Consider the following 22,272-nt stretch of genomic DNA (forward strand, 5'->3'; position numbering starts at 1 on the left):
GATGTGAAAGAATCCTTTGTAAGTGTTAGTAACTGCATATATCAAAGATAGATCGAATGAGAAAACGCATTTGCATAGCGTTTTTTTTAATTATAAATAAGTGCGGTGTATCAAAATAAGGTATACCTATTAAAAAAGAAGCATGAATGATAGATAAAATGTTCTTGCTTCTGTTTCCTATATTGATGTTTACGAAAATATTGAATAGATTTAATATTTATGACTTTCTTTGAAAGGCAACGGCTTTTTGGAAAATAGCTTTTTCATCGAGTGTTAATATCTTATGATCTTTCATCAGCCATTTTCCATTGACCATACTATGCAGCACATCATGCCCTTCCACACATTCTACTAAAGTGTTTGTAAGGTTGCCGCTGGGATAAAGATGAGGCTGATGGATATTAAGAAATATCAGATCGGCTAAATAGCCGGGTTTGATACAACCCAAATTTTTTTCTTGCATAAGGGCTGTCCCATTTGTAATGGCCATATGCAAGAGTTCTTTGGCGCTTAAAATATGACGATCATGGTTTGCGATGCCATGTGTCACATGAATCATACAACGAAGCTGACGCATTTCATTCCACAGGCTTAAGCCTCCATGAGCACTTCCATCACTGCCTAAGGCAAGTAAAAGACCCTGCTTTTTTAAGGTGGGATAGGGTGCCAAAGCTTTGGCACTATTACTGAAAGGGCATAGTACAACATGTGTATGATGCTTCTGCATCAGGGATATTTCTTCTTCATCTACGATGAGAGAATGGGCGCCTACAAAGCGCTCATCTAGAATCTTTAATTGATCAAGATAGGTATATGGACGCATACCGTATTTTGCAATAACAGCGTGTACCTCTTGTTCATATTCATTCATATGAACTTGCAATAAAGCATTACGGGCTTTGGCATGAGCATGTATTTCTTTAATCAAACGCTCACTAACAGATAATAACGTGCGTAGGGAATAGCTGACTTTCAAATTGCCTTTTTGATGCCACGTATCATAAAAAGCATCATTTTTAGCCAAAGCGCTCTCTACATCATCCTGTATTTGGATGGGAAGACTTGCATCGTCCATCGTACTACAGGTTAACTGTGCCCGCAAACCACTTTGTGCATAGATCTTAGCTGCGGCATCCATATGGTAGCTGCCGGCATCTAAAAACGAGGTCGTACCATTACGTATCATTTCAAGAGCAGCCAATTCAGCATTTAACTGCATGATTTCATCTGTCAGCGTACTTTCAAAAGGTAACATGATATCTTTCCATATCATTCCGGATGCATCTAAGACACATCCCTTTAACAATTGTTGCCCGGTATGCATATGAGCATCACATAAACCAGGCATTACAAGCAAGCCTTTTCCGGATAAACATTCTTCTTTTGGATAAGGAGTTAAGCAGCCATGATTTGCTATTTCATGAATACATGTGTCTTGAATACGGATATCTTGATGTTCTTTAACCTCCATCGTTTCATCCAGATAAGCAATATCTTGTAACAGCATTTAGATAGCTCCTGTGATGGACAGCATTATCTGGGCAACTACGGCTGAACCTAAAAAAGTTCCTGTCATGACCAAGAGGCCGATGATGATCATTTTCCATCCCTGGGCAGCGAATTCTTTTAACTGATCGCTAATAGAGATACCGGCAAATGCCCCTACCATTGTTAAAGGTGCCGTAAAGTTGATCTGATTAACGGATGTAATGACAAATTCCCGACAGAAAGAAAGGGGGGATGCTGCTAATAACCCTAATAGGGAACAGTAGGCTACGATGGGTAAGCGTATAGGTAATACTTTACTAATGACAACACCACATAAAGATAAAACGAATAGGATGCCAATACCTGGTAATGACTCTATGAGTCCAACTTGAAATCCGACAAAATTAGCTAAGGCAATGCCACAGCTAGCTACGATAAATAAAAAAATCCATTCTTGTATGCGCATGTTATTCGCCTCTCTTTCTGCTAATGCGTGGTGCTAAGATGTCATATAATTTTTTTGTTAAGGGAATACCAATAAAGATGGCAACATAAATTCCTGTGATTCCGCTGATGGTTTCACTGGCACTGGCTAATGCAGAAAGCTGATCTGCCATCGTCGGATAAATCGTGGATAAAGATGCGGTAGCACTTGCCATCATGATACCGGCCCCTACACCGGAAGCCATCCCTAAGGCATAGGGATGAAATTACGAAGTGGCAGCGCTCATAGAAGCCAGAAAACCAAAATAAATCGTTCCAATCATGCCACCAACGATATAGATGGATAAGCTTCCTCTGGTTTCTGGTGAATCCGGACCAAACATATCGGTAATCAATGCCAGATTACTTTCTCGATTAATTGAGTGTGTGGCTCCAATAGCTTCTCTTTTTAGACCTAACAATAGGGCAATTGGCAATGCTAAGAAGATGGTTCCTAAATTACCGATTTCTTGTAATAATAAGGCAGGTCCGGCGGAAATGACGGTTTCTAGACTGGCTCCGGCATTAACGCCTAACTTGACGATAAAAGGACATATCGCAACAATAACCAATTTACTGGCAGCTTTGACCTCTTTTCGCTTAATGAACTTTGTAACACATGGTCCTGCACATACCCCCATAAGAATTGCATAAAAGATGGGGAATAGGATAAAAGTTCCTTTCCAAATCGGTAATTTGATTACGCCAATACCATCTGCAATCACGATAAATACAAAAGCCAGCAGATATAATTTATATTCCTGCCGCAAGCGTTCTTGTAAAGAACGATATGAATACTTTTCTTTTTTCATATAAACCTTCTTCCTCTTTCTCTTTTGTTCCTTGTAATGGTAACAGATCATAATTAGGTAAAAAAAGGACAAATGGGCTATTTTCAAGGAAAATTTTTACTATTTTCATGATACAATCAATGATGAAGGTGATACTGTGACATTGGAAGAAGTATATCATATCGTGCCCCAATTAAAAGACTATCTTACGTATATGCCTGAAGAATATAAAAAGCGTCTTATCATCAAGGTACATCCAAGTGGATATATCATTCATCAAAAAGATAGTCCGCTTGACTATTTTGGAATTGTCGCCAGTGGTGAACATCGGGTCATTAATGAATTTGAGAATGGCAATATATTTATGATTGAAAAAAATGAACCGATAGATTTCATTGGGGAAGTAACGATTTTAGCAGGCATGCCGAAAACCAGCGTGACGATTGAGACAATTACAGAAAGTATCATTTTATACTTAAGCAGGCAAGATTTTGAAGATTGGATTGCTAAGGATATACACTTTTTGCGTCTGGTTGCGGCAAAAGTTGCCTTAAAACTATATCGTTCGAGTTATAATCGTGGGGCAAAGCTGTTTTATCCTCCCCAATTCTTATTACTGGATTATCTGATCAATTATGTGGAATCTGCCTTTTTAAAGATCCGCAGGCAATGCATATCGTCGTTAAAAAAACACGCAATGTATTGTATGAAGAAATTGGCATCAGTGTAAAAACATTAAATCGTACGATTGCCAGATTGAAAGAGGAAGGTCTGTTTGCTATACAGAAGGGGAAAATCACAATGTCGCCGAAACAGTTGAAGTGCGCTAAGGAGCGAATTGGGTATTATCGGCAGATGAATGTGAAACAATAAGGCGTATCTCATGGTAATTCAAAGAGAATGTGGTACAATAACACTATGTTTATGGAGGATGTATAAAATGGAAACTATTTTGAATCATGCATTTGCTCATCAAAAGTATTTTGAAGAGATGACGCGTATCCCTCATGGTTCTTTTCATGAGGAGGCATATAGTGCTTATTTAGAAGAATTCGCAAAAGCACATCAGTTTACGTATGAACGTGATGAAATGAATAATGTCATTATATGTAAGCCGGCAAGCAAGGGCTATGAAGAGCATGAACCGATCATTTTACAAGCTCATATGGATATGGTTTGTGAGAAACATCGCGATGTGGATTTTGACTTTGCAAAGGATGCTTTAAAGTTAAAACTGGAAGACGGTTATTTAATGGCGGAAGGAACGACGCTAGGCGCGGATGATGGTGTCGGTGTGGCATATATGCTGGCTTTATTGGATGATCAAGAGGCCAAACATCCAATGCTGGAATGCATTTTTACCGTACAGGAGGAAGTAGGATTATTTGGTGCATTGGCATTAAAGAAAGAACAATTGCATGCAAATCGCATGATCAATTTAGATGATGGTGGGGAAACCGCAACCTGTATTTCATCGGCAGGAGGTATGAATGTAATCTTCACACGTCCAAATCTGCAAGTGCCTATGCAAGAAAAGGCATATCGTTTAGATGTAAAGGGGTTAAAAGGTGGCCATAGTGGCGGTGAAATTGATAAAGAACGTGGAAATGCCAATCGTTTATTAGCACGCATATTATATGCAGTAAATGCAAAATTTGATATGCAGTTGCATATGATGGATGGCGGTGACAAGGATAATGCAATTCCACGTGAAGCATCAGCTGTTTTCTTTAGTGATGCACCTTTTATAAAATTGGAAAAAACAGTCCAGGAAATGACTGCGTTAATAAAAAAGGAATTGGAATTTAGTGATGCGAATATGGAAGTCGCATTTTATGAAACATCAGCAAAAACAGCCATGTCCATTGAAGATAGTGAAAATTTATTAAAACTAATGCTTAGTGTGCCAGATGGTTTACATCATCACAGTATGAGCATTGAAGGATTAAGTACTGCCAGTAGTAATCTTGCAGTCATTCATTGCGATGAAGAAGTCATGTTAAATGTTTCCTTACGAGGGGCTTTGGAATCTTATGTGGATGATTTAGCAATCACTATGGATATTTTAGCAGAGGCTTTTGGTTTTGAAACAAAACATGAGGCACGCTATCCAGCTTGGAGCTATGATGAAAAAAGCGAATTGCGAGAAGTTATGAAACGTGTATGCAAGGATATTTATGGAAAAGAATTAACGCTGTTAGCCGTACATGGAGGTTTAGAATGCGGTGTGTTTAAAGCCTTAAATCCAAACATGGAAATCGTAACGATGGGACCGCTGATGGAAGATATTCATACACCACAAGAACGCTTAGATATGGATAGCTTTGATAGAACTTACATCTTTTTAAAGATTTTCCTGGAAAACTTATAAGCGCATCCGAAAATATGATCAGATCACATATGGTCTGATTTTTTTTATGGTATGAATGAGTGAATGCTATGCAAGGTAAGCTTGCTTACATGGGAAGATGCCGATATGTTTTTTTCATATGTTCGATGGTTAACCTTGTTATAAAGCTTTGTAAATGCAAATGTAGCTATGTGTTTAGCTTTCTACAGATGTTTTTGCTTTTTAGGTAGAACTTTCCTATGGTTAGGGATTCTTTCGGCATGAAAGCGCTGTAAAAAAATGGATGTGGGAATTCTTACGATAATATAAGGAAATTATGAAAATTCTTTGGTTCAAGTTGGAGGGGTTATGCTATAATAAAATGCGGAACATATCACACGAAAACAAGATATGTGTAGATATTAAGATGTTAATGAAAGGACGTAAGGTTCATGATTATACGATCAATTGATGCAATTATCCGTATGTTGGATGCGGACTATATAGAAAATGGGGCTATTGAAGAAAAGATTCAGGGTGTCTGTATTGATTCTCGCAAGGTCGTGGAAGGAAACTTATACATCCCAATCCATGGTGTGAAGAATAACGGACATGCATATGTTGCACAAGCGATTGCGAATGGGGCAAAAGCTGTTTTATGGGAACGAAAAGAGCCGAATCCTCCCAAAGAGGTCGTTGTTATTTTAGTTGAAGATACAACAAAAGCTTTGCAAGACTTAGCAAAGGCATATCGGCATCAACTAAATATGAAAGTGGTAGGAATTACCGGCAGTAATGGAAAGACGAGTACCAAAGATATCTTAGCATCATTGCTTCAAGAACACTACATCACGCAAAAAACATTGGGCAATTATAATAATGAGATAGGTGTTCCCTTAACCTTATTAAGTTTGAGTGAAAATGTTGAGGCAGCTGTTATTGAAATGGGAATGGAAAATTTAGGGGAATTATCTTTTCTGACGCATATGGTAGAACCGGATATTGCGATTATTTCAAATGTAGGTACTGCGCATTTAGAAAATCTGAAAACGATGGAAAATATCGCTAAAGCGAAATTAGAAATTGTTGAAGGATTAAAAGAGCATGGCTTGTTTATCTACAATGGTGATCAGGAAATCTTGCAAAATGCGGTCACCCAGGCACAGATTCCTGGACATATTCGTATCCGCACCTTTGGAGTGAAGCCACAGAATGACTATGTGATTTCGCATATCACGCAAAAACGTGAAGGTGTCAGTTTCTGTTTAAATGATGATGTGTGTCCATATCATGTAGATATGATTGGTAAGCATCAAGCGATGAATGCAACAGCTGCCTGGATTGCAGCGAAAGCGTTAGGTTTAAGTGTAGAAGAAATCCGAGAAGGTTATCAAAATATTGAAAAAACAGGATTGCGCAATGAGCTTGTTGATTTTGGTAAGTGTTTGATCTTAAATGATTCTTATAAATCAAATCCACAAAGTGCATTGGCAGCTTTAGATACCATGGAAGAATTTGATGTTCCTTATAAGATTGCGGTATTAGGTGATATGCTGGAACTAGGTGACACCAGTGATATGATTCATTATACATTAGGTAAAGATTTAGCGAAGTACCATTTAAATGAAGTCTTAACGATTGGTGATATGGCGCGTTATATCACACAAGGAGCATTTAATAACTTAACAGGTGTACATATTGAACACTTTACGGATAAAGAAGCATTAATCTGTTATCTTCGTCCATATGAGCATAAAGACTGCATGCTGTTAGTAAAAGGAAGTCGTGGCATGAAGCTGGATGAAGTAGTGGATGCATTAGTAAAAAAGGAAGAAGAGGTAGTAAAATGAGTACATTGAAATTAGCTGTAATTTTTGGCGGAAAATCAAGCGAATACCCGGTATCTCTGCACTCTGCAGCAAGCTTGATTCGTTCCTTACATAAAGATAAATATGAACTGATCTTCATCGGAATCAGCAAGGATGGCGAATGGTTTGCATATGATGGTGATGTAGATGCCATTGAGCATGATACGTGGATGGATGGTAATATCACGCCATGTGTCTTATCCTGCTCCACTGCCCAAAAGGGGTTTCTTAAACTAAAGGAAGATGGCAGCTATGAAACACTTCCAGTGGATTGTATTTTCCCTGTTCTACATGGCAAGAATGGGGAGGATGGAACCATTCAAGGATTGTTTGAATTAAGTGGCATTCCTTATGTCGGCTGTGATCATATGAGCAGTGCTATTTGCATGGATAAAGAAATGGCGCATATCGTCATGGAAAATGCCGGTATTCCTTGTGCCCCTTATCTGTGTGTATACGAGGATGAACATTTGGATTATCGACATATTTATGAAGAAGCAAAAGCTAAGTTAGGTTTACCGATCTTTATTAAACCGGCCAATGCCGGCAGTAGTTTCGGTATTCATAAAATTGCTTCCTTTGATGACTTTGAAGAAAGCATGAAGGATGCGTTTTATCATGATGGCCGTGGCAAGGTGATTTTGGAAACGACGATTGAAGGTTTTGAAATCGGCTGTGCGGTGATGGGAAATAAAGAGTTGTTTGCGGGCAGTGTGGATGAAATTGAAACAGCCGCTCCATTCTTTGATTATGAAGGGAAATATCAAATGGTAGACTCTCATATCTACTGTCCTGCCAGAATCAGTAAAGAGCTGTTTGAAGAGGCAAGAAGCTTGGCTTTGAAAGCTTATCGTGCTATGAATTGTAAAGGTATGACACGGGTTGATATGTTTGTTACTCCTCAACAAAGCATTGTGATGAATGAAGTAAATACGATTCCCGGCTTTACGGATACTTCACGTTATCCGACGATGATGAAAGAAGCCGGTATTGAATTCGGCGATTTATTAGACAAATTGATTGCATTTGCATTAACAAGATAAATAAAAGAGGTGAGAACCATGCTGATGAGCGATACCAGAGCATGGCTGGAAATTGATCTGTCCAAGATCAGCCATAATGTAAAAGAAATACAAAAATTATTGCCCTCTACCAGCAAGATCATGGCAATCGTAAAAGCGAATGCGTATGGTCATGGAGATGTGGCATGTGCCAAAGAATTGAGCCGCTGTGGCATTGATTTTTTCGGTGTCAGCAGTGTGGATGAAGGCATTTCCTTACGTGAAGGCGGTATCCGTGAGCCAATTTTAATCTTAGGTTATACACCACCTGTTCATTTTCATCAAGTCATTCAACATGATTTGATCCAAACCTTTTTATCCTTAGACTATGCCAAAAAAGCAAATGCATGGTGTAAAGAGCATGGGGTTATCATGCATGGACATGTCAAGGTGGATACAGGAATGTCACGTTTGGGCATCATAACACAACAACAGGACTACCGTATCGAGGAAGTGAAAGAAGTTTATCATCTGCCACATATAGCAGTCGATGGCATTTTCTCCCACTTTAGTGTAAGTGATGGTCTGGATGAGGATAATAAGGCTTATACAAGAAAGCAAATCATGTTATTTGATCAGGTGTTGAAGGATTTGGAAGATGCCGGAATTGATGTTGGCATACGCCATTTACAAAATAGTTATGGTATCTTGAACTATCCGGATTTAAAGTATGATTATGTACGCCCGGGCTTATTGTTCTTAGGTGCGACAAGTGATGATGCCATTGATACGATCACGCATCCTGATTTTCAGCCTATCATGCAATTAAAAGCAAACATTTCAATGGTAAAAACGATTCAGCCAGGTGTCTGTGTAAGTTATGGCCGCCATTTTACCAGTGAGCGCATCAGTTGTATCGCCACAGTTTCTATAGGCTATGCGGATGGCTATCCACGCAGTGTTTCCAATAAAGGGGCATGTGCATTGTTGCATGGGAAACGGGTACCGATCATTGGCAATATTTGTATGGATCAAATGATGTTAGATGTTACAGATATAGAACATGTCAAAGAAGGCGATGTTGTTACTTTATTTGGTTGTGACGGTGATGAAAAGTTACCGATTGATGAATTAACTAGATTAGCTCAAACAATCAATAATGAAACATTTTGTTGGATGAGTGCGCGATTGCCAAGAATTTATAAATAGCCAGAAGTGGCTATTTTTCATGAAATTATCTGCTGAATTAAGTAATAGGGATCATAAAGGAGGGGAAATGATGCAGAAGAAAACATATTGTGCATTAGATATTGCAAAGTTTATGAGTGCTTTTTTAGTTATTTGTATACATACAGGGCCATTATTGGATATAAATGAGACAGCAAATTTTGTATTGGTTCAGATTATCGCCAGAATTGCCGTACCTTTGTTTTTCATAATTTCCGGTTATTTATTTTTTGCGAAACTGGATAATGAAAGAGAATGGAATGATTATGCAAATGTTACGGCCTTAAAACATTATGTATTTCGTTTAGGTAAACTTTATCTGATTTGGTCAATCTTCTATTTGCCATTTAATTATTTGTTAGTTAGGGGCGATGGATTACATGCGATGACTTTCTTGCGCTATCTGCGTGACTTCTTCTTTACCGGAAGTTATTACCATCTCTGGTTTTTACCAGCTTTGATGGTAGCGGTATGTGCTGTTTATGTTCTGCGTCGTTATGTTTCCTTGACGACAACGATAATCATCAGTGCCCTTTTGTATCTCATAGGGATGCTTGGTAATGTTTATCCACAGATGATTGAAGAGTTACCTTATATAGGTCGTGCATACCATTATTACATCCAGCTTTTTGTGACAACGCGAAATGGGATTTTCTTTGGTATGTTGTTTATTTCTTTAGGTGCTTATTTTGCGCAAGGGCGCATGGTCGTAAGCCGCAGTACCTTAGGACCCTTTATCGGCTTTGTATTGTCCCTGTGTGCTTTATTCGGAGAATGCTTTTTCTTAAGAGAACAAGGATATATGCATGATTTGGCAAGTATGTATTTGATGTTGGTACCAACGGTTGCATTCTTATTTATTACTTTATTATCCATAGATCTTAAGGTCAAAGAGCTTTATAAGACCTTGCGTGTGTTATCGCTATTGATCTATGTATCTCATCTTATGTTTGTTGTTGTGGTCACAGCTTTATTTCCAACGATGAATGCTTTATTACAATATGGAATTGTTGCGTTGTCTTCCTTATTGTTTGCGCTCATTATTTATACACTAGCAAAACATTTCCCTATTTTCAAACACTTATATGCTTAGAAAGGAAAGCTGATTGGCTTTCTTTTCCCTTTTAAAGGAGAAAAATACTTATGATACGTATTCAACAAATTCATTTAACGTTAGAAGAAGATATGACGTTACTTCCGGAAAAAATTATTAAAAAATTGCGCATAGCACCAGAGGAATTACTATCTTGGCGCATTCATAAAGAAACCTTTGATGCAAGATGGCGCCATATGCAGTTTACGTATACGCTGGATTGTACCCTCAAACATGAAGAAAATGTCTTAAAACATCCTCATAAGGATATCACCAAGACCCCGGATGAACGCTATCGCATGCCGAAAAAAGGTGTTGTCGGACTTGTCCATCGCCCGATTGTTGTTGGCTTTGGACCAGCCGGTATGTTCGCAGCTTTGTTATTAGCCCAGATGGGGTATCAACCTTTAATCTTAGAACGTGGAGAATGTGTGGAAAAACGTGTAAAAAGCGTTGAACACTTCTGGAAGGAAGGAATTTTAAATACCGAAAGTAATGTGCAGTTTGGAGAAGGTGGTGCCGGAACGTTTAGCGATGGCAAATTAACTACCAGAGTAAAGGATGTACGCATTCGCAAGATTTTGGAAGAGTTTGTACGCTTTGGAGCTCCTGAAGATATTTTATATACAGCGCATCCCCATATCGGTACGGATTTATTACGTGATATCGTGAAACGCATGCGTGAAGAAATCCTTCGTTTAGGGGCAGAAATCCGCTTTTCTACGCGTTTAGATGATATCTTGATTGAAAAAGGAGAAGTCTGTGGTGTTGTGGCAAATGGTGAAGTGATACCGTGTGAACAACTAATCTTAGCAATCGGTCACAGCGCTCGTGATACGATGCGTATGTTGATGAAACGAGGTGTCGCAGTAGAGCCAAAGGCATTTGCTGTAGGAGCCAGAATCGAACATCCACAACGCTTGATCAATGAAGCGCAATACAAAGCATATGCGAATCATCCTCGTTTAAAAGCGGCAGAATATCGTTTGACCTATCCGGCATCCAATGGGCGCGGGGTATATACTTTCTGCATGTGTCCGGGTGGATATGTCGTGCCAAGTGCCTCTATGGAAGGTGGCGTTGTGGTAAATGGCATGAGTGAGCATGCCCGTGATGGAGAAAATGCCAATAGTGCCTTGCTGGTACAAATACGTCCTGAGGATTATGGGAATGACCCGGAAAAAGCGATTCAATTTCAGGAAACATTAGAGAAAAAAGCATTTCAGGCAGGCGGATGTTCTTATAAGGCTCCAGCACAATTGGTTAAGGATTTTTTGGCACATCAAACTTCAAAAGGGTTTGGCAGTGTAGTACCAACCTATGCGTTAGGGGTAACACCGGCAAATCTGCATACTATCTTGCCAAGCTATGTGTGTGAGGCGATGGAAGAAGCAATACAAGGATTAGATAAAAAATTGAAAGGCTTTGCCTATCAAGATGCTGTACTGATTGGTGTGGAAACACGCAGCAGTTCTCCAATTCGCATGATAAGAAATAAAGAAGATTGTACCTCTATACAAATCAAAGGTATCTATCCTTGTGGTGAGGGAGCCGGTTATGCAGGAGGCATTGTATCGGCGGCGATTGATGGTTTGCGTTGCAGTGAGCAATTAATTGGAATGTATCATTATCACCAAGAATAATAAATAATGCGATTAACTTGTACCATTCTTAATAAATGTTATGGGCATGGATACATACGATCATAAACTACTTAACAATCATAAAAAATGATGCTTATGCATACGCTTTACCATGAGGTGATGCATATGAGCAGACGTTGCCGCTATACGATTTATGGAATTTTGGCATGCTTAGGTATTTGTGTAATAGGTGTACTCGTTAAAATACTCTTTTTCAGTGGCTTATTCGTACCATTGTTAAAAGTGGATGGAGACAAAGAAATGAAGGTACAGGTACATGAATCATTTCGCGATCCCGGAGTGATAGCGAGCTATCGATTTCATGATTATAGTGATGAAGTGAAACGCACCTCGAATCTGAATACAGATAAATTAGGAACGTATACAATCGTCTATCATCTTGATAGTTATGATAAAAAAGTAAGTCGAACGGTACATGTTGTTGATACGAAAGCACCTACTATTACACTAAAACAAGGAAAGATGATTCGAGTGTTTGAGAATGGTACGTATCAAGAACCAGGCTTTCATGCACAGGATAATTATGATGGTGATCTAACCAAAAAAGTAACGGTTAAACATCATGTTAATATGAAAAAAACAGGTACCTATGACATTGTTTATCAAGTCAAAGACGCTAGTAACAATATTGCCAGTGTCACACGTAAAGTGCAGGTTTGTAAAGATCCTACAACGACCAAGCTGTATTATAATCATGATGATTACGACAATACTGCAGAAGAATGGTGGTTTAATAAAAGTAAGGAACATAAACGGACTACTGGCGCAAAACCGCAAAGCTTATTAGATAAATATGATGCTTATTATCAGGGGAAAGATGAAAAGGTTATTTATCTGACGTTTGATGAAGGGGGAAATGATATTACCTATATCAAACAAATTGCTGATGTCTTAAATAAAAACGACGTGAAAGCGACCTTTTTCTTGACGCGTAACTATATCAAGAACGAAGCCGATTTTATGCGCGATCTTGTGAAGCATGGTCATGTAATCGGCAATCATACTTGGCACCATTATGATATGACGACACTTGCCAACGCTAAAGATGTAGATGCTTTTGTTAAGGAAATTACAGAGACAGAAAAAACGTATATGGAAGTATGCGGAGTACCAATGAAGAAAGTCTTTCGTTTTCCGAAAGGCGGAGGCAGCGAACGTGCAATGAAAATGGTAAAGGATTTAGGTTATCGTACGTATTTTTGGAGTCACGCTTATTATGATTATGCCAGTGATGTAAGTGGAGAAGAAGCATTAAAGACAATGATGGATCATTATCATAATGGTGCTATCTATCTTTTGCATCCTAGCAATAAAGGAAACTATGAAGCCATGGATACCTTTATAAAGAATATGAAGAAGGAAGGCTATCGTTTTGCGACGGTGGATGAAATAAAATAATATATCATATTTTTTCTTATTAAGTTAGTAATCAATTTGTTTGATTCCTAGCTTTTTTTATTTGATCAGGTTATTTAGGAAAACATAGGGAAAGCAATCTATTATCAATCACATTGTATGAAAGAGTAAATATACTTAATGAATCATACATAAAATAACCATTTTTATTGACGATGAGAAATAAGCGTGCTAAACTTTTAAGTAGAAATAGGTATGATGTATTTGTGATTATTTAAAAGTTACCTGAAATCATTCATACAGATGAGAAAAATACTTTAACATCATATAGACATTTGAAAGGGTTGAGTAAAGTCATGCCACAGGGGAAAAGGATGCATAAAAAAATCATTATGCTTTGTTTATGTGCAGCTCTTTTTATTATGCAAAGTGGATTGTTATCAGCAGATGATTTTAATGCTGTTGATGAACAGCCAATAGAGACATTACCAGAAGAAAAGATAGAGACTTCAGCAAGTAAGGTAGCTTCAGAGGATACCCCAACATCAGATAGGAATGAAGAACAATCACTTTTAAAGCAGGATAAACCAGATGAAAACAATAAAGAAACGACTGTAGAAGAGAATGTGCAAAAAGATGTTAAACTATCACAAGATGAAACAGCACTTTCTACATACTATCAGGATAATAAAATTTGTATTTATAATTACAAACAGCTTCAATTAATTGGTAGTGGTAAGCCCGTATATGAAGGGGATGTAAAGGGTGCGATTGGTAATGGCGAGATGATTTTTATAGATGATCAGCCAATCACGTATTCATTGAACCAGGATTATTATCTTATGCAGGATATTGAGTTTGAAAAGTCATCCTTGTGGTATTATCCACAGGATTTTACGGGAACGATAACTTCATATAAAGAACGTAAAGAACATGTATTGTATGATGAAACAACAGATACCATTTATATATACAATCGCTATCAGTTATCTTTGATGCAATCAGCAAATGCTGAGCAGGAATATGTAACAACCGGGGACTGGAATGCGGAAACACTTGGTATTGGACAAGTTTATACATTAAAGGATGGTACACATTTAACCTATGGCAAAGCACATACGTATGTGCTTGCTTCCTCTTTTTCTATCGAAGAGGTAACCTTAAAAGCAGCTGCCCTTGCTTTCACCAATACGGATCAATATCCATCGGTATATGATGGAAGAGAGTATTTTGGACAGGTTGTTAAGACTATTGATAATAAAGATTATATCCTAATTGGGAATCAAAAACAGCTAAGAGCAATCGGTACGGATACAAAAGTCACAGAACCAATTTGGGAAGTATATGAAGAACGTACATCAATTCTCACTTCATGGCAGGTCAAAGAAGACAATGCGGATCATCCAATTCGTCTGTATTATCCAGGAGATGCAGATTTGATTAAGTTTGATGAGACGTTTGACTGGTCTAATAGAGAATTATATGCCGTAAAGAATGGAGAACATAAATTAGGCGATCGTCAAAAATTAGATGGAATCACGATTACGGATGCAACAAAATGTTACAACTACTATGGTAGTAAACTAGATGTCAAGCAAAAATTAACCTATGATGCAACCAGTACAGAACCTATCAATATTGGAAAAGCTGGAGCAACCTATAGCAATACGGCGAATTATATTATTTTCCGTGATATTTATTTAACAGAGGATGGGACAGCTTCAGGAGCGACGGTTGCCTGGGAGCCAATTGAAAATTTCACTGGTACGATGATTGGACAAAAGGGCATGGTTGAAGGCAGTAATGCAATCATTCATAATGTAGAGATCAATCAGACAGATGCTATTAATCAAAAAAGTGAAGGGATATTTACAAAAACTTATCATGAAGAATATGGAATAGGCTTCTTTAGAAGCTTAGCATCAGGTCGAGATAGTAACTTACAGTTTTCTGATGAACCTATTCTTGTATCACATATTACTTTAGATACTGTTCAAGTGAAGACGACAACAAAGAGCATTGATAAGAATGTTTCATTAATTGCTGGTGTTTTAAAGGTATTAGGTCTAGGGGAGAGCTTAAAAGATGATCCAAAATCCTTTGCGACTGGGGCATTAGCTGGTGTTGTAAAAGGAAACGTTCAAATAGACAATTGTCAGGTAACCAATCTTAAGGGAATTACAAATGCAAATAATTATACTGGAGGATTGATAGGATATGTATCAGGCATCACCAAATATGAAGCTATTACAGGGTTGATTGGAGGTACTTTAAAAACATTAAGCGAATTATTAAATGCTTTACCTGTTTTAGGCTTAGGTGATTTAGTTACATTCTTATTAGATGGTGGCTTATTAGATGTGGGAAGCTTAATTCCTATTGGCTATGTGAATGCGGTTATAACAAATTGTTCCGTAAGTTTTGCAAGTGGGGCATCAATTATCGGTAACGATTATACCGGCGGTTTTATCGGGGATATCAGAGGTTCTATCATCCACAATGCGAAAGTTATCACAAATGGTGATAGTGAAATCCAAGGAACAAATTATGTTGGTGGTTTCGCAGGAAGAGCAGCAAATCAAGTCATTGCTGGAGCCCTTTCTTCTTTAGGTATCGATTTGCTAGGTAACTTTCCTGTCAATACCGTCTTCTTAAATTCCCAAATACAAGGTAGCGGTAAACTTAATGTGACGGCAACTTCGACAGAGGATAATGCAGGTTATGCCGGTGGTTTTGTAGGAAGTATGAGCAATAGCTATGCAATTGATTGCAGTGTGAAAAATCTTGGTAAGGTTTCAGGTAAGGACTATGTTGGCGGTTTTAGCGGTAAAGCGGATATGGGAGATGTCGCAGATATCAATGAAAGTGATGATGATAAGCAAGGATTGTTAAAACTGGTTCAAGGATTGTTATCAAGTATCCTAAGTGGGGATAAAAATATTCAAATACTGAATCTAGTAGGTATGCGTCCTTCCGTCATGACGGGAATAGAAGTTAGCGGACAGCAGATTGCGATTATCGCCAGTGGCAAGCATGCCGGAGGACTCACAGGCTATGCTGGGGCAGTACAAATCTCAAATACGGAAGAATTAAAGGATGATACAAAGACAACAACCAAGGAAGTACAGCGGGTTTTAACAAAAAATAATATTTCTTATACGTATGACAAGAAGGGAAATAAAGTTAGCGCATCAACTTCTCTTACTGTATCAGCAATAGAGCATGCCGGTGGTGGCATTGGGAAAGCAACCATGACAAGCTTAAGTGATGTCTTAGGCAGTACGGTAAAAGCTGCGGATTATATGCGGTTTGAAGTAAAAGATATAACGATACAAGGTGGTACAACTGGTTTAAAGGTGAAAGCTACTGGTGCCAATAGTAATGCCGGAGGCGTGATTGGTTATGGATTAGGCGGAGAAGTACGAAATGTGAACTTAACGAATCTAGCATCCATCAGTGCCGGTAAAAACGCCGGAGGTTTTGCCGGGTATTTTGGAAGTGGAACCTTAGCGAGTGTTGGAGGTGTAGATGTCTTAGGATTAGGCTTGATTCAAGCAGATGGCATTCTTAGCTTGGCTGACATGGTGGAAACTATGGTATACGATAGTTCCATTTCCGGTACAACAACAGGGTTTCGTGTAGTGACGAGTGAAACGGACAGTCATAGCGGCGGTTTTATCGGTAACTGTATCAGTGGAAAGGTAAAACGTGCCAGTGTCACTGCTTTACAATCGGTATCTGCACCAATGGATGCCGGAAATGCCGGAGGTTTTATCGGCTATGCGAAAGCCGGAGATGCTTTAGCTACCGTAGGAAATTCAACTAATCTAGCGGGAATTAACCTCACCAATCTATTAGGAGTCATGAGTGCCTTAACACCGGAATTTCAAGATATTACACTTACTTATGTAGCGAATGGTGCTGATCCACAGGTTTCTGCGCAAATCGCTGGTGGTGTCATTGGCGATGGACAGGCAGTTGATATGAATTACCGTGTGAACCATCCGGATGCCGGTGATACATCAGCAGAGGCAAAAACAACGGTAAGTGGTTTAGCATATGTAAAAGGAACAGCTTATGCCGGAGGTTTTGCTGGTCGCTTATTGCCAGGTGATGTTGCACAAACCGGTTCTATCAAGGTATTAAATCTGTTAGATGCTACCCAGTTGCTAAGTGTCATGGATGTCGCATACCCTAAACTTTCTGATATTTCTATTACAGGAGAACAGCTAATTGTTCGTGCAACAGGAAAACAAGGTGATGTTGCATTAGGTGATGCGGGTGGTTTTCTTGGCCATGGCAAGGCGGTGACAATAGCGCATGCCAATATAACAGATGTAAAAGAAGTTATCGGTGCTTATCATGCCGGTGGTTATGTGGGCATCTTACGTTCCGGAAGTGTAGCAGAGGCAAGTGATGCTATAGGAGAATTGTTAAACTCTATTTTAGGTAAATTATTAAATGTAAAAGAATTAACCAGTGTTTTACAAGCTGCCAGCAGTACCATTACGGATGCAAAAGTATCCGGACATGCAAATGATGAGGGCAATGCTGGATTGTATGTACATACTGAAGTGTTTGAAGGAAATGATATATCGCAGGCACAAGGTTATGCCGGTGGTTATGTCGGAGAGATGCAGAGTGGATATATTGATAATCAAGCGAATGCCGTTGATGGACAAAAAGGAACAGCAGTAGAGCATCTTTGGAAAGTAGAAGGGTTACGCTATGCCGGTGGCTTTGGTGGCCTTGTGCAGGCAGGCAGTGTTGCGGAAGTCGGACAAGACAGCAGCCTTTTAAATAAGCTGACACAATTCAATGATACACTTAGTGTTATTCAAGCTTTTGTGCCGGTTATCCAACATGCATCCATACGCTCAATTGCGAGTGGAATGCGTGTGCATGTAAGTGGCAGTGATACAAAAGATAATACAAATGATGTAAATACCGGAAGTGCCGGTGGTTATATCGGTTATGCCAGTGGTGTTCAAATTAGTAACTGTGATGTACAAAAGCTGCAAAATACAAAGGTTGTAGAACCAAAGGATTTGCAGACAAGAGAAGCTAATTCTTATTTTGATGGTACAAGTGACTATGCAATAAAAGGTTATCGCTATGCCGGTGGCTATTTTGGTAAGGTTGTAATCGGCAGCACGGCAGCCATTGGCGGAGTTAAGGTTTTAGATAAGGTTTTAAAGTTGGCAAATGCAGCTTCTGCCTTAAATGTTGTTGTATCCATCGTAGAGCATAGTGATGTTTACGGCGTTGCTTCCGGATTTAATGTTATCGCAAGTGATACGACTGGAAAGATCGGAAAAGCAGGCGGTTTTGCAGGAGATATGCAGGGAACACAGGTTCAAGATGCCAATGTTTATCGTTTTGCTCATATCATAGCCAGAGAAAGTGCCGGTGGCTATGCAGGTACTATACAACCAGGTGATGTGGCAAATGTTGTCACAGGAACAAGTGTATTAGGTGGGCTGATTCAAGCGGATAATCTAGTAAGCGTCCTGCGAACGTTTGTCCCAACAATTAAAAACAGTGAAACAACTTGTATCCCATGTGGCGGTGTCGTAAGAGCAGATGCGCAAAGCAGTGATGGTGTGCTAAGAGGTCTGGCAGGCGGCTATGTCGGTCATAATTTCGGTGGTCAGATTTGGGGCAATGATGGTAGTGATTGGAAGAGCAGTGCCTATACTGGACCACAGCGCAAAGCAAGTATAAAGCGCATTCGTTCGGTATATGGTGTGGAATATGCCGGTGGTTACACAGGTTTGATGCAATGTGCCAATGTGGTAGATACCGGCAGTCTGCATCTCTTATTTGATTTGATTACACTTGATAATCCATTGACTGTAATGCAGTCAGTATATCCTAGCGAAAAGCAAACAGCGGTTTCAGGACCTTTGCGAAATTTGGATATGGCAGAATGGAATGCCTGGGTAAAGGCAGTCGGTGTATATGGGGCATATGGACAACAGTTAAAAGAATTAGGAGAAGTTAATACTGCTGAAGAGTTCACTAACATCATACAAAAATATGCCTATGGTTATGCAGTAAGTGCCGGCCGTAACCAGGATGCTGCAACCTCAATACAAGGAAGTGCAGCTGGTGGCTATGTAGGACGCATGGAAGGCGGTACAATTACAGATGCGATAGCGCAGGACTTAAAAATAAGTAATGCATATCGCAGTGCCGGTGGTTTTGCAGGCGAAATGATAACGGGAACAGTTGCCAAAACCGGTGATATTGATTTAGCTAATGTAAAATTAGCAGGTACGATACCAGCGATAGAATCTTTTGTGCCTGTCATTCACACATCAAGTGTTGAAGGATATCGTGGCGGTGCCAGTATTGCTGCTACTGGTGTCAATCAAACACAAACAACCGGGTATGCCGGTGGTTATGTCGGCTACATGGTTGGCGGACAAATTTGGGGGAATGCGACAACAGCTTGTAATATCGAAAAACTGCGTCGTGTAGATGGGACAAGTTATGTAGGAGGCTATGCGGGTAAAGTAGATCCAGGCAGTGTCACACGTGTGGATACCGCAACCAAGCAAGGACTATTAAATCAGGTACTAAATTTATTGATAGCATCCCCAGCAGATCTTGTTCAAGTATTGAATGCAACGATATCAACCATCCGCTATGCCAAAGTATCCAGCTGGGATGATTGGGGCATTGTCGTAAATGGTGCTTATCAAGAGGGTGTAAATACAGCGTATGCAAAAGCAGCCGGAGGCTTTGCCGGAAGTTTATCAGGCGCGGTATTAGGAGAAGAAAAGACGGCAGATTCCGGTGTCCATGTAGATCGTTTACGTTCTGTTATTGGAGGAGATCATGTTGGAGGTTGTTTTGGAATAGGTGATGTCGATGCAGCAGCACAAGTATCTGGAGATGAAACAACCAATATCCTACATCTTATTAAAACCGGTGGTATTGATGTATTGGATACTTTCCGCACCTATGTATACCATAGTGAGGTTAAAGGAAGTCCACAGGCTGGCTTACATGTTAGCGCACATACGGAATCATCCCAAGGAAGCAATGCATCTTTAGTTTATTATGGCAATGCCGGCGGCTTTGGCGGCAGCTTATTGGATGGCTCTATCAAGAATAGTACCGTGACCAATCTAGCAAAAGTTGAAGGCTTAAATAACACCGGCGGTTTTGTTGGCTATTGTGGCAAGAGCGGTGTCGTTGATGCTGATAAGCTAGATGTTTTAGAAGGTAGCTTTGGAGAACTACTTGGTGGCTCTTTAGGTGTACTGGATGTTTTTGGCTCTAATATCCATGATAGTAAGGTATCCGGTATTGCGGGTGGTTACCTTGTAAACAGTGGGCAAGGAACACAGCCAATTGCCGGTGGCTTTATCGGTTATGGTAATCTTGCCCGCATCGTGAATTGTATTGCCGGAGGTGAAACACAGGAACAAGGAGTCAATCAGGTAGCCAGTCAAGGTATTGCCGGTGGCTTTATTGGCAAAACCGATTTTGCTTATCTGGCCGATGTACAATTCAAGTCAGAACTTGTCAACGCCTTGTTAACGGTTGTTTTAAATCCATTAGTAAAAGCGTTATATATAGACGATTTAGAAAATCTGGGTTTACTTGATATCAATCTTGGCATTCTTAAGGTAAAAGCTTTAAAAGATGGCGATGTAGTCAATCTGAACCTGTTAGGTTTAAAAATTTCGGTTAGTTTGTCAAAAAAATCATCAGAAAATCCAGCTGAAACCGATTTTGCGATTATTACCTTAGGAGATTCTACAATAAAGTTACCATGTAATGAGAATGGATTAATAGATTCTGAGCAGAATGAACAAAACGTCCGCGTCACTTTAATCAAAGCAAATCGAACAAAAGTAGAAAACAGTAAAGTTAACGGTACAAAGTTTGGTTATGATGTATTTGGCGGTGGAGCGGATAATGACAAGGATGTGCAGAAAGAAGAAGGTAGCAGTGGTGGCTTTGTTGGTTTTAACAAAGAAGGACTCTTCTTCGATAACACGATGGAATTGTGTGATACTATCAAGGGTACTGCAAATTCGATTGGACCTTTTACAGGAAAGAGTAGTCTTGCTTCAAGCTATGACTTCAATACGATTGAAAAGGTAGAAGGTGAGAATAATCTCTATCACATTTATCGAAAAGTAAACAGTATATATAACGAAATAACAAAAGAAACGTCCATCTTAACTGATATAACAACAAAGGTTGATGATTGGAATGCATACAGCATTAAACATATCGTCAATGTAAAAGAATTTGAAACGCTGAAAGATGCGCAGCTTGTATCATCTACTTCACAGCAAGCAATTCCATTAAATGCTTATGTATCACCAGCAAAAGCAGTGCTGATGGATGATATATCATCCGGGACTAATGCTTCTGATACAACCAAACCAGAACCATCACAGGAACAAGATCCATGCGATGAATTCTTGAAACTCACAATCAATAAAGTTTGGAAAGATAGTGATAATCGCGATCAGCTGCGACCAGACAAGATCAACATTACACTGCAACGATCATGGATAGAAAATAAGGAAGAGAAAAGTGAAATTGTAACGGGATATGAGAGTTATGTCATCAATGGTGATACAACAAAAGCAACTTGGCAGCATGTACTTACAGATCTGCCAGCTTACAAGACAGCAGAGGATGGAAGTCTTTGTTATTACACCTATACCGTAAGTGAAACAGCAATACCAGACTATATTACCAAAATAGATAGTTCACAGGATCATACAACCTTTACGATTACCAATAGTCATTTTGCAATACTGCCAGATACCGGTGGCATGGGAATCTTTATGTTTATTCTGGTGGGAGGCTGTATATTGATCGTTATGCTTTATAGTGATGTGATAAGGCATCAGAAAAGAAGAAAGGAGCGGCTAGCTATGAAGAAACAGCAGCGACAAAGTAATTCACCACCTGCTTGATACAAAGCAGAAAAATATTCA

General features: G+C 39.3%; 12 protein-coding genes and 1 pseudogene. 10 read left to right on the forward strand and 3 right to left on the reverse strand.

Annotated elements, in window-relative coordinates; genetic code table 11:
• Positions 1-217: 217 nt before the first annotated feature.
• The 3 genes and pseudogenes from LI241_RS07035 to LI241_RS07045 form a co-directional block, all read right to left on the reverse strand.
• Positions 218-1,507 (reverse strand): amidohydrolase family protein, encoded by a 1,290-nt coding sequence (locus LI241_RS07035; protein ID WP_008687585.1) that lies wholly within the window; start codon positions 1,505-1,507, stop codon positions 218-220.
• Positions 1,508-1,954 (reverse strand): membrane protein, encoded by a 447-nt coding sequence (locus LI241_RS07040; RefSeq protein ID WP_008687587.1) that lies wholly within the window; start codon positions 1,952-1,954, stop codon positions 1,508-1,510.
• 1 nt (position 1,955) lies between these two features.
• Positions 1,956-2,834 (reverse strand): annotated as a pseudogene (locus tag LI241_RS07045) (DUF3100 domain-containing protein).
• Between the two features lie 85 nt (positions 2,835-2,919).
• Between LI241_RS07045 and LI241_RS07050 the strand changes: the two are divergent.
• The 10 genes from LI241_RS07050 (at position 2,920) to LI241_RS07095 (ending at position 22,251) form a co-directional block, all read left to right on the forward strand.
• Positions 2,920-3,492 carry a Crp/Fnr family transcriptional regulator gene (locus tag LI241_RS07050; RefSeq protein ID WP_008687590.1) on the forward strand — a complete coding sequence of 191 codons (573 nt, stop codon included), beginning with the start codon at positions 2,920-2,922 and terminating at the stop codon, positions 3,490-3,492.
• Complete coding sequence (locus tag LI241_RS07055; RefSeq protein ID WP_213540096.1) at positions 3,465-3,635, forward strand: hypothetical protein; 171 nt, start codon at positions 3,465-3,467, stop codon at positions 3,633-3,635. Before LI241_RS07050 ends, LI241_RS07055 begins: the two co-directional genes overlap by 28 nt.
• Positions 3,636-3,702: 67 nt before the next feature.
• Complete coding sequence (gene pepD / locus LI241_RS07060; protein ID WP_008687591.1) at positions 3,703-5,133, forward strand: beta-Ala-His dipeptidase; 1,431 nt, start codon at positions 3,703-3,705, stop codon at positions 5,131-5,133.
• Positions 5,134-5,543: 410 nt separating this feature from the next.
• A complete protein-coding gene (murF, locus tag LI241_RS07065; RefSeq protein WP_008687592.1) occupies positions 5,544-6,941 on the forward strand; it encodes a UDP-N-acetylmuramoyl-tripeptide--D-alanyl-D-alanine ligase in 1,398 nt (465 codons plus the stop codon).
• Positions 6,938-8,002: a D-alanine--D-alanine ligase family protein gene (locus LI241_RS07070; RefSeq protein WP_008687593.1), complete on the forward strand. Its 1,065-nt coding sequence runs from the start codon at positions 6,938-6,940 to the stop codon at positions 8,000-8,002. Before murF ends, LI241_RS07070 begins: the two co-directional genes overlap by 4 nt.
• An 18-nt stretch (positions 8,003-8,020) precedes the next feature.
• Positions 8,021-9,169, forward strand: a complete 1,149-nt coding sequence (gene alr / locus LI241_RS07075; RefSeq protein ID WP_008687594.1) for an alanine racemase — start codon at positions 8,021-8,023, stop codon at positions 9,167-9,169.
• Between the two features lie 70 nt (positions 9,170-9,239).
• On the forward strand, positions 9,240-10,280 hold the full coding sequence (locus LI241_RS07080) for an acyltransferase (RefSeq protein WP_008687596.1): 1,041 nt from the start codon (positions 9,240-9,242) through the stop codon (positions 10,278-10,280).
• Between the two features lie 50 nt (positions 10,281-10,330).
• Entirely contained in the window at positions 10,331-11,923 is a 1,593-nt protein-coding gene (locus LI241_RS07085) for an NAD(P)/FAD-dependent oxidoreductase (RefSeq protein ID WP_008687598.1), read from the forward strand.
• A 126-nt stretch (positions 11,924-12,049) separates the two neighbouring features.
• Positions 12,050-13,342, forward strand: coding sequence for an immunoglobulin-like domain-containing protein (locus LI241_RS07090; RefSeq protein WP_008687600.1), 1,293 nt, complete (start codon positions 12,050-12,052; stop codon positions 13,340-13,342).
• A 332-nt stretch (positions 13,343-13,674) separates the two neighbouring features.
• The gene (locus LI241_RS07095; protein ID WP_017144689.1) at positions 13,675-22,251 is read left to right on the forward strand and encodes a Cna B-type domain-containing protein; all 8,577 of its coding nucleotides are present in this window, start codon (positions 13,675-13,677) and stop codon (positions 22,249-22,251) included.
• The last annotated feature ends 21 nt before the right edge of the window (positions 22,252-22,272 follow it).

Source organism: Longicatena sp. 210702-DFI.1.196, from assembly GCF_020563125.1.
Taxonomy (GTDB): domain Bacteria; phylum Bacillota_I; class Bacilli_A; order Erysipelotrichales; family Erysipelotrichaceae; genus Longicatena; species Longicatena caecimuris.

Coding starts and splice junctions, on each gene's coding strand:
- LI241_RS07035 (WP_008687585.1), bottom strand. CDS start 1,507: ATGCTGTTACAAGATATTGCTTATCTGGATGAAACGATGGAGGTTAAA.
- LI241_RS07040 (WP_008687587.1), bottom strand. CDS start 1,954: ATGCGCATACAAGAATGGATTTTTTTATTTATCGTAGCTAGCTGTGGC.
- pepD (WP_008687591.1), top strand. CDS start 3,703: ATGGAAACTATTTTGAATCATGCATTTGCTCATCAAAAGTATTTTGAA.
- murF (WP_008687592.1), top strand. CDS start 5,544: ATGATTATACGATCAATTGATGCAATTATCCGTATGTTGGATGCGGAC.
- LI241_RS07070 (WP_008687593.1), top strand. CDS start 6,938: ATGAGTACATTGAAATTAGCTGTAATTTTTGGCGGAAAATCAAGCGAA.
- alr (WP_008687594.1), top strand. CDS start 8,021: ATGCTGATGAGCGATACCAGAGCATGGCTGGAAATTGATCTGTCCAAG.
- LI241_RS07080 (WP_008687596.1), top strand. CDS start 9,240: ATGCAGAAGAAAACATATTGTGCATTAGATATTGCAAAGTTTATGAGT.
- LI241_RS07085 (WP_008687598.1), top strand. CDS start 10,331: ATGATACGTATTCAACAAATTCATTTAACGTTAGAAGAAGATATGACG.
- LI241_RS07090 (WP_008687600.1), top strand. CDS start 12,050: ATGAGCAGACGTTGCCGCTATACGATTTATGGAATTTTGGCATGCTTA.
- LI241_RS07095 (WP_017144689.1), top strand. CDS start 13,675: ATGCATAAAAAAATCATTATGCTTTGTTTATGTGCAGCTCTTTTTATT.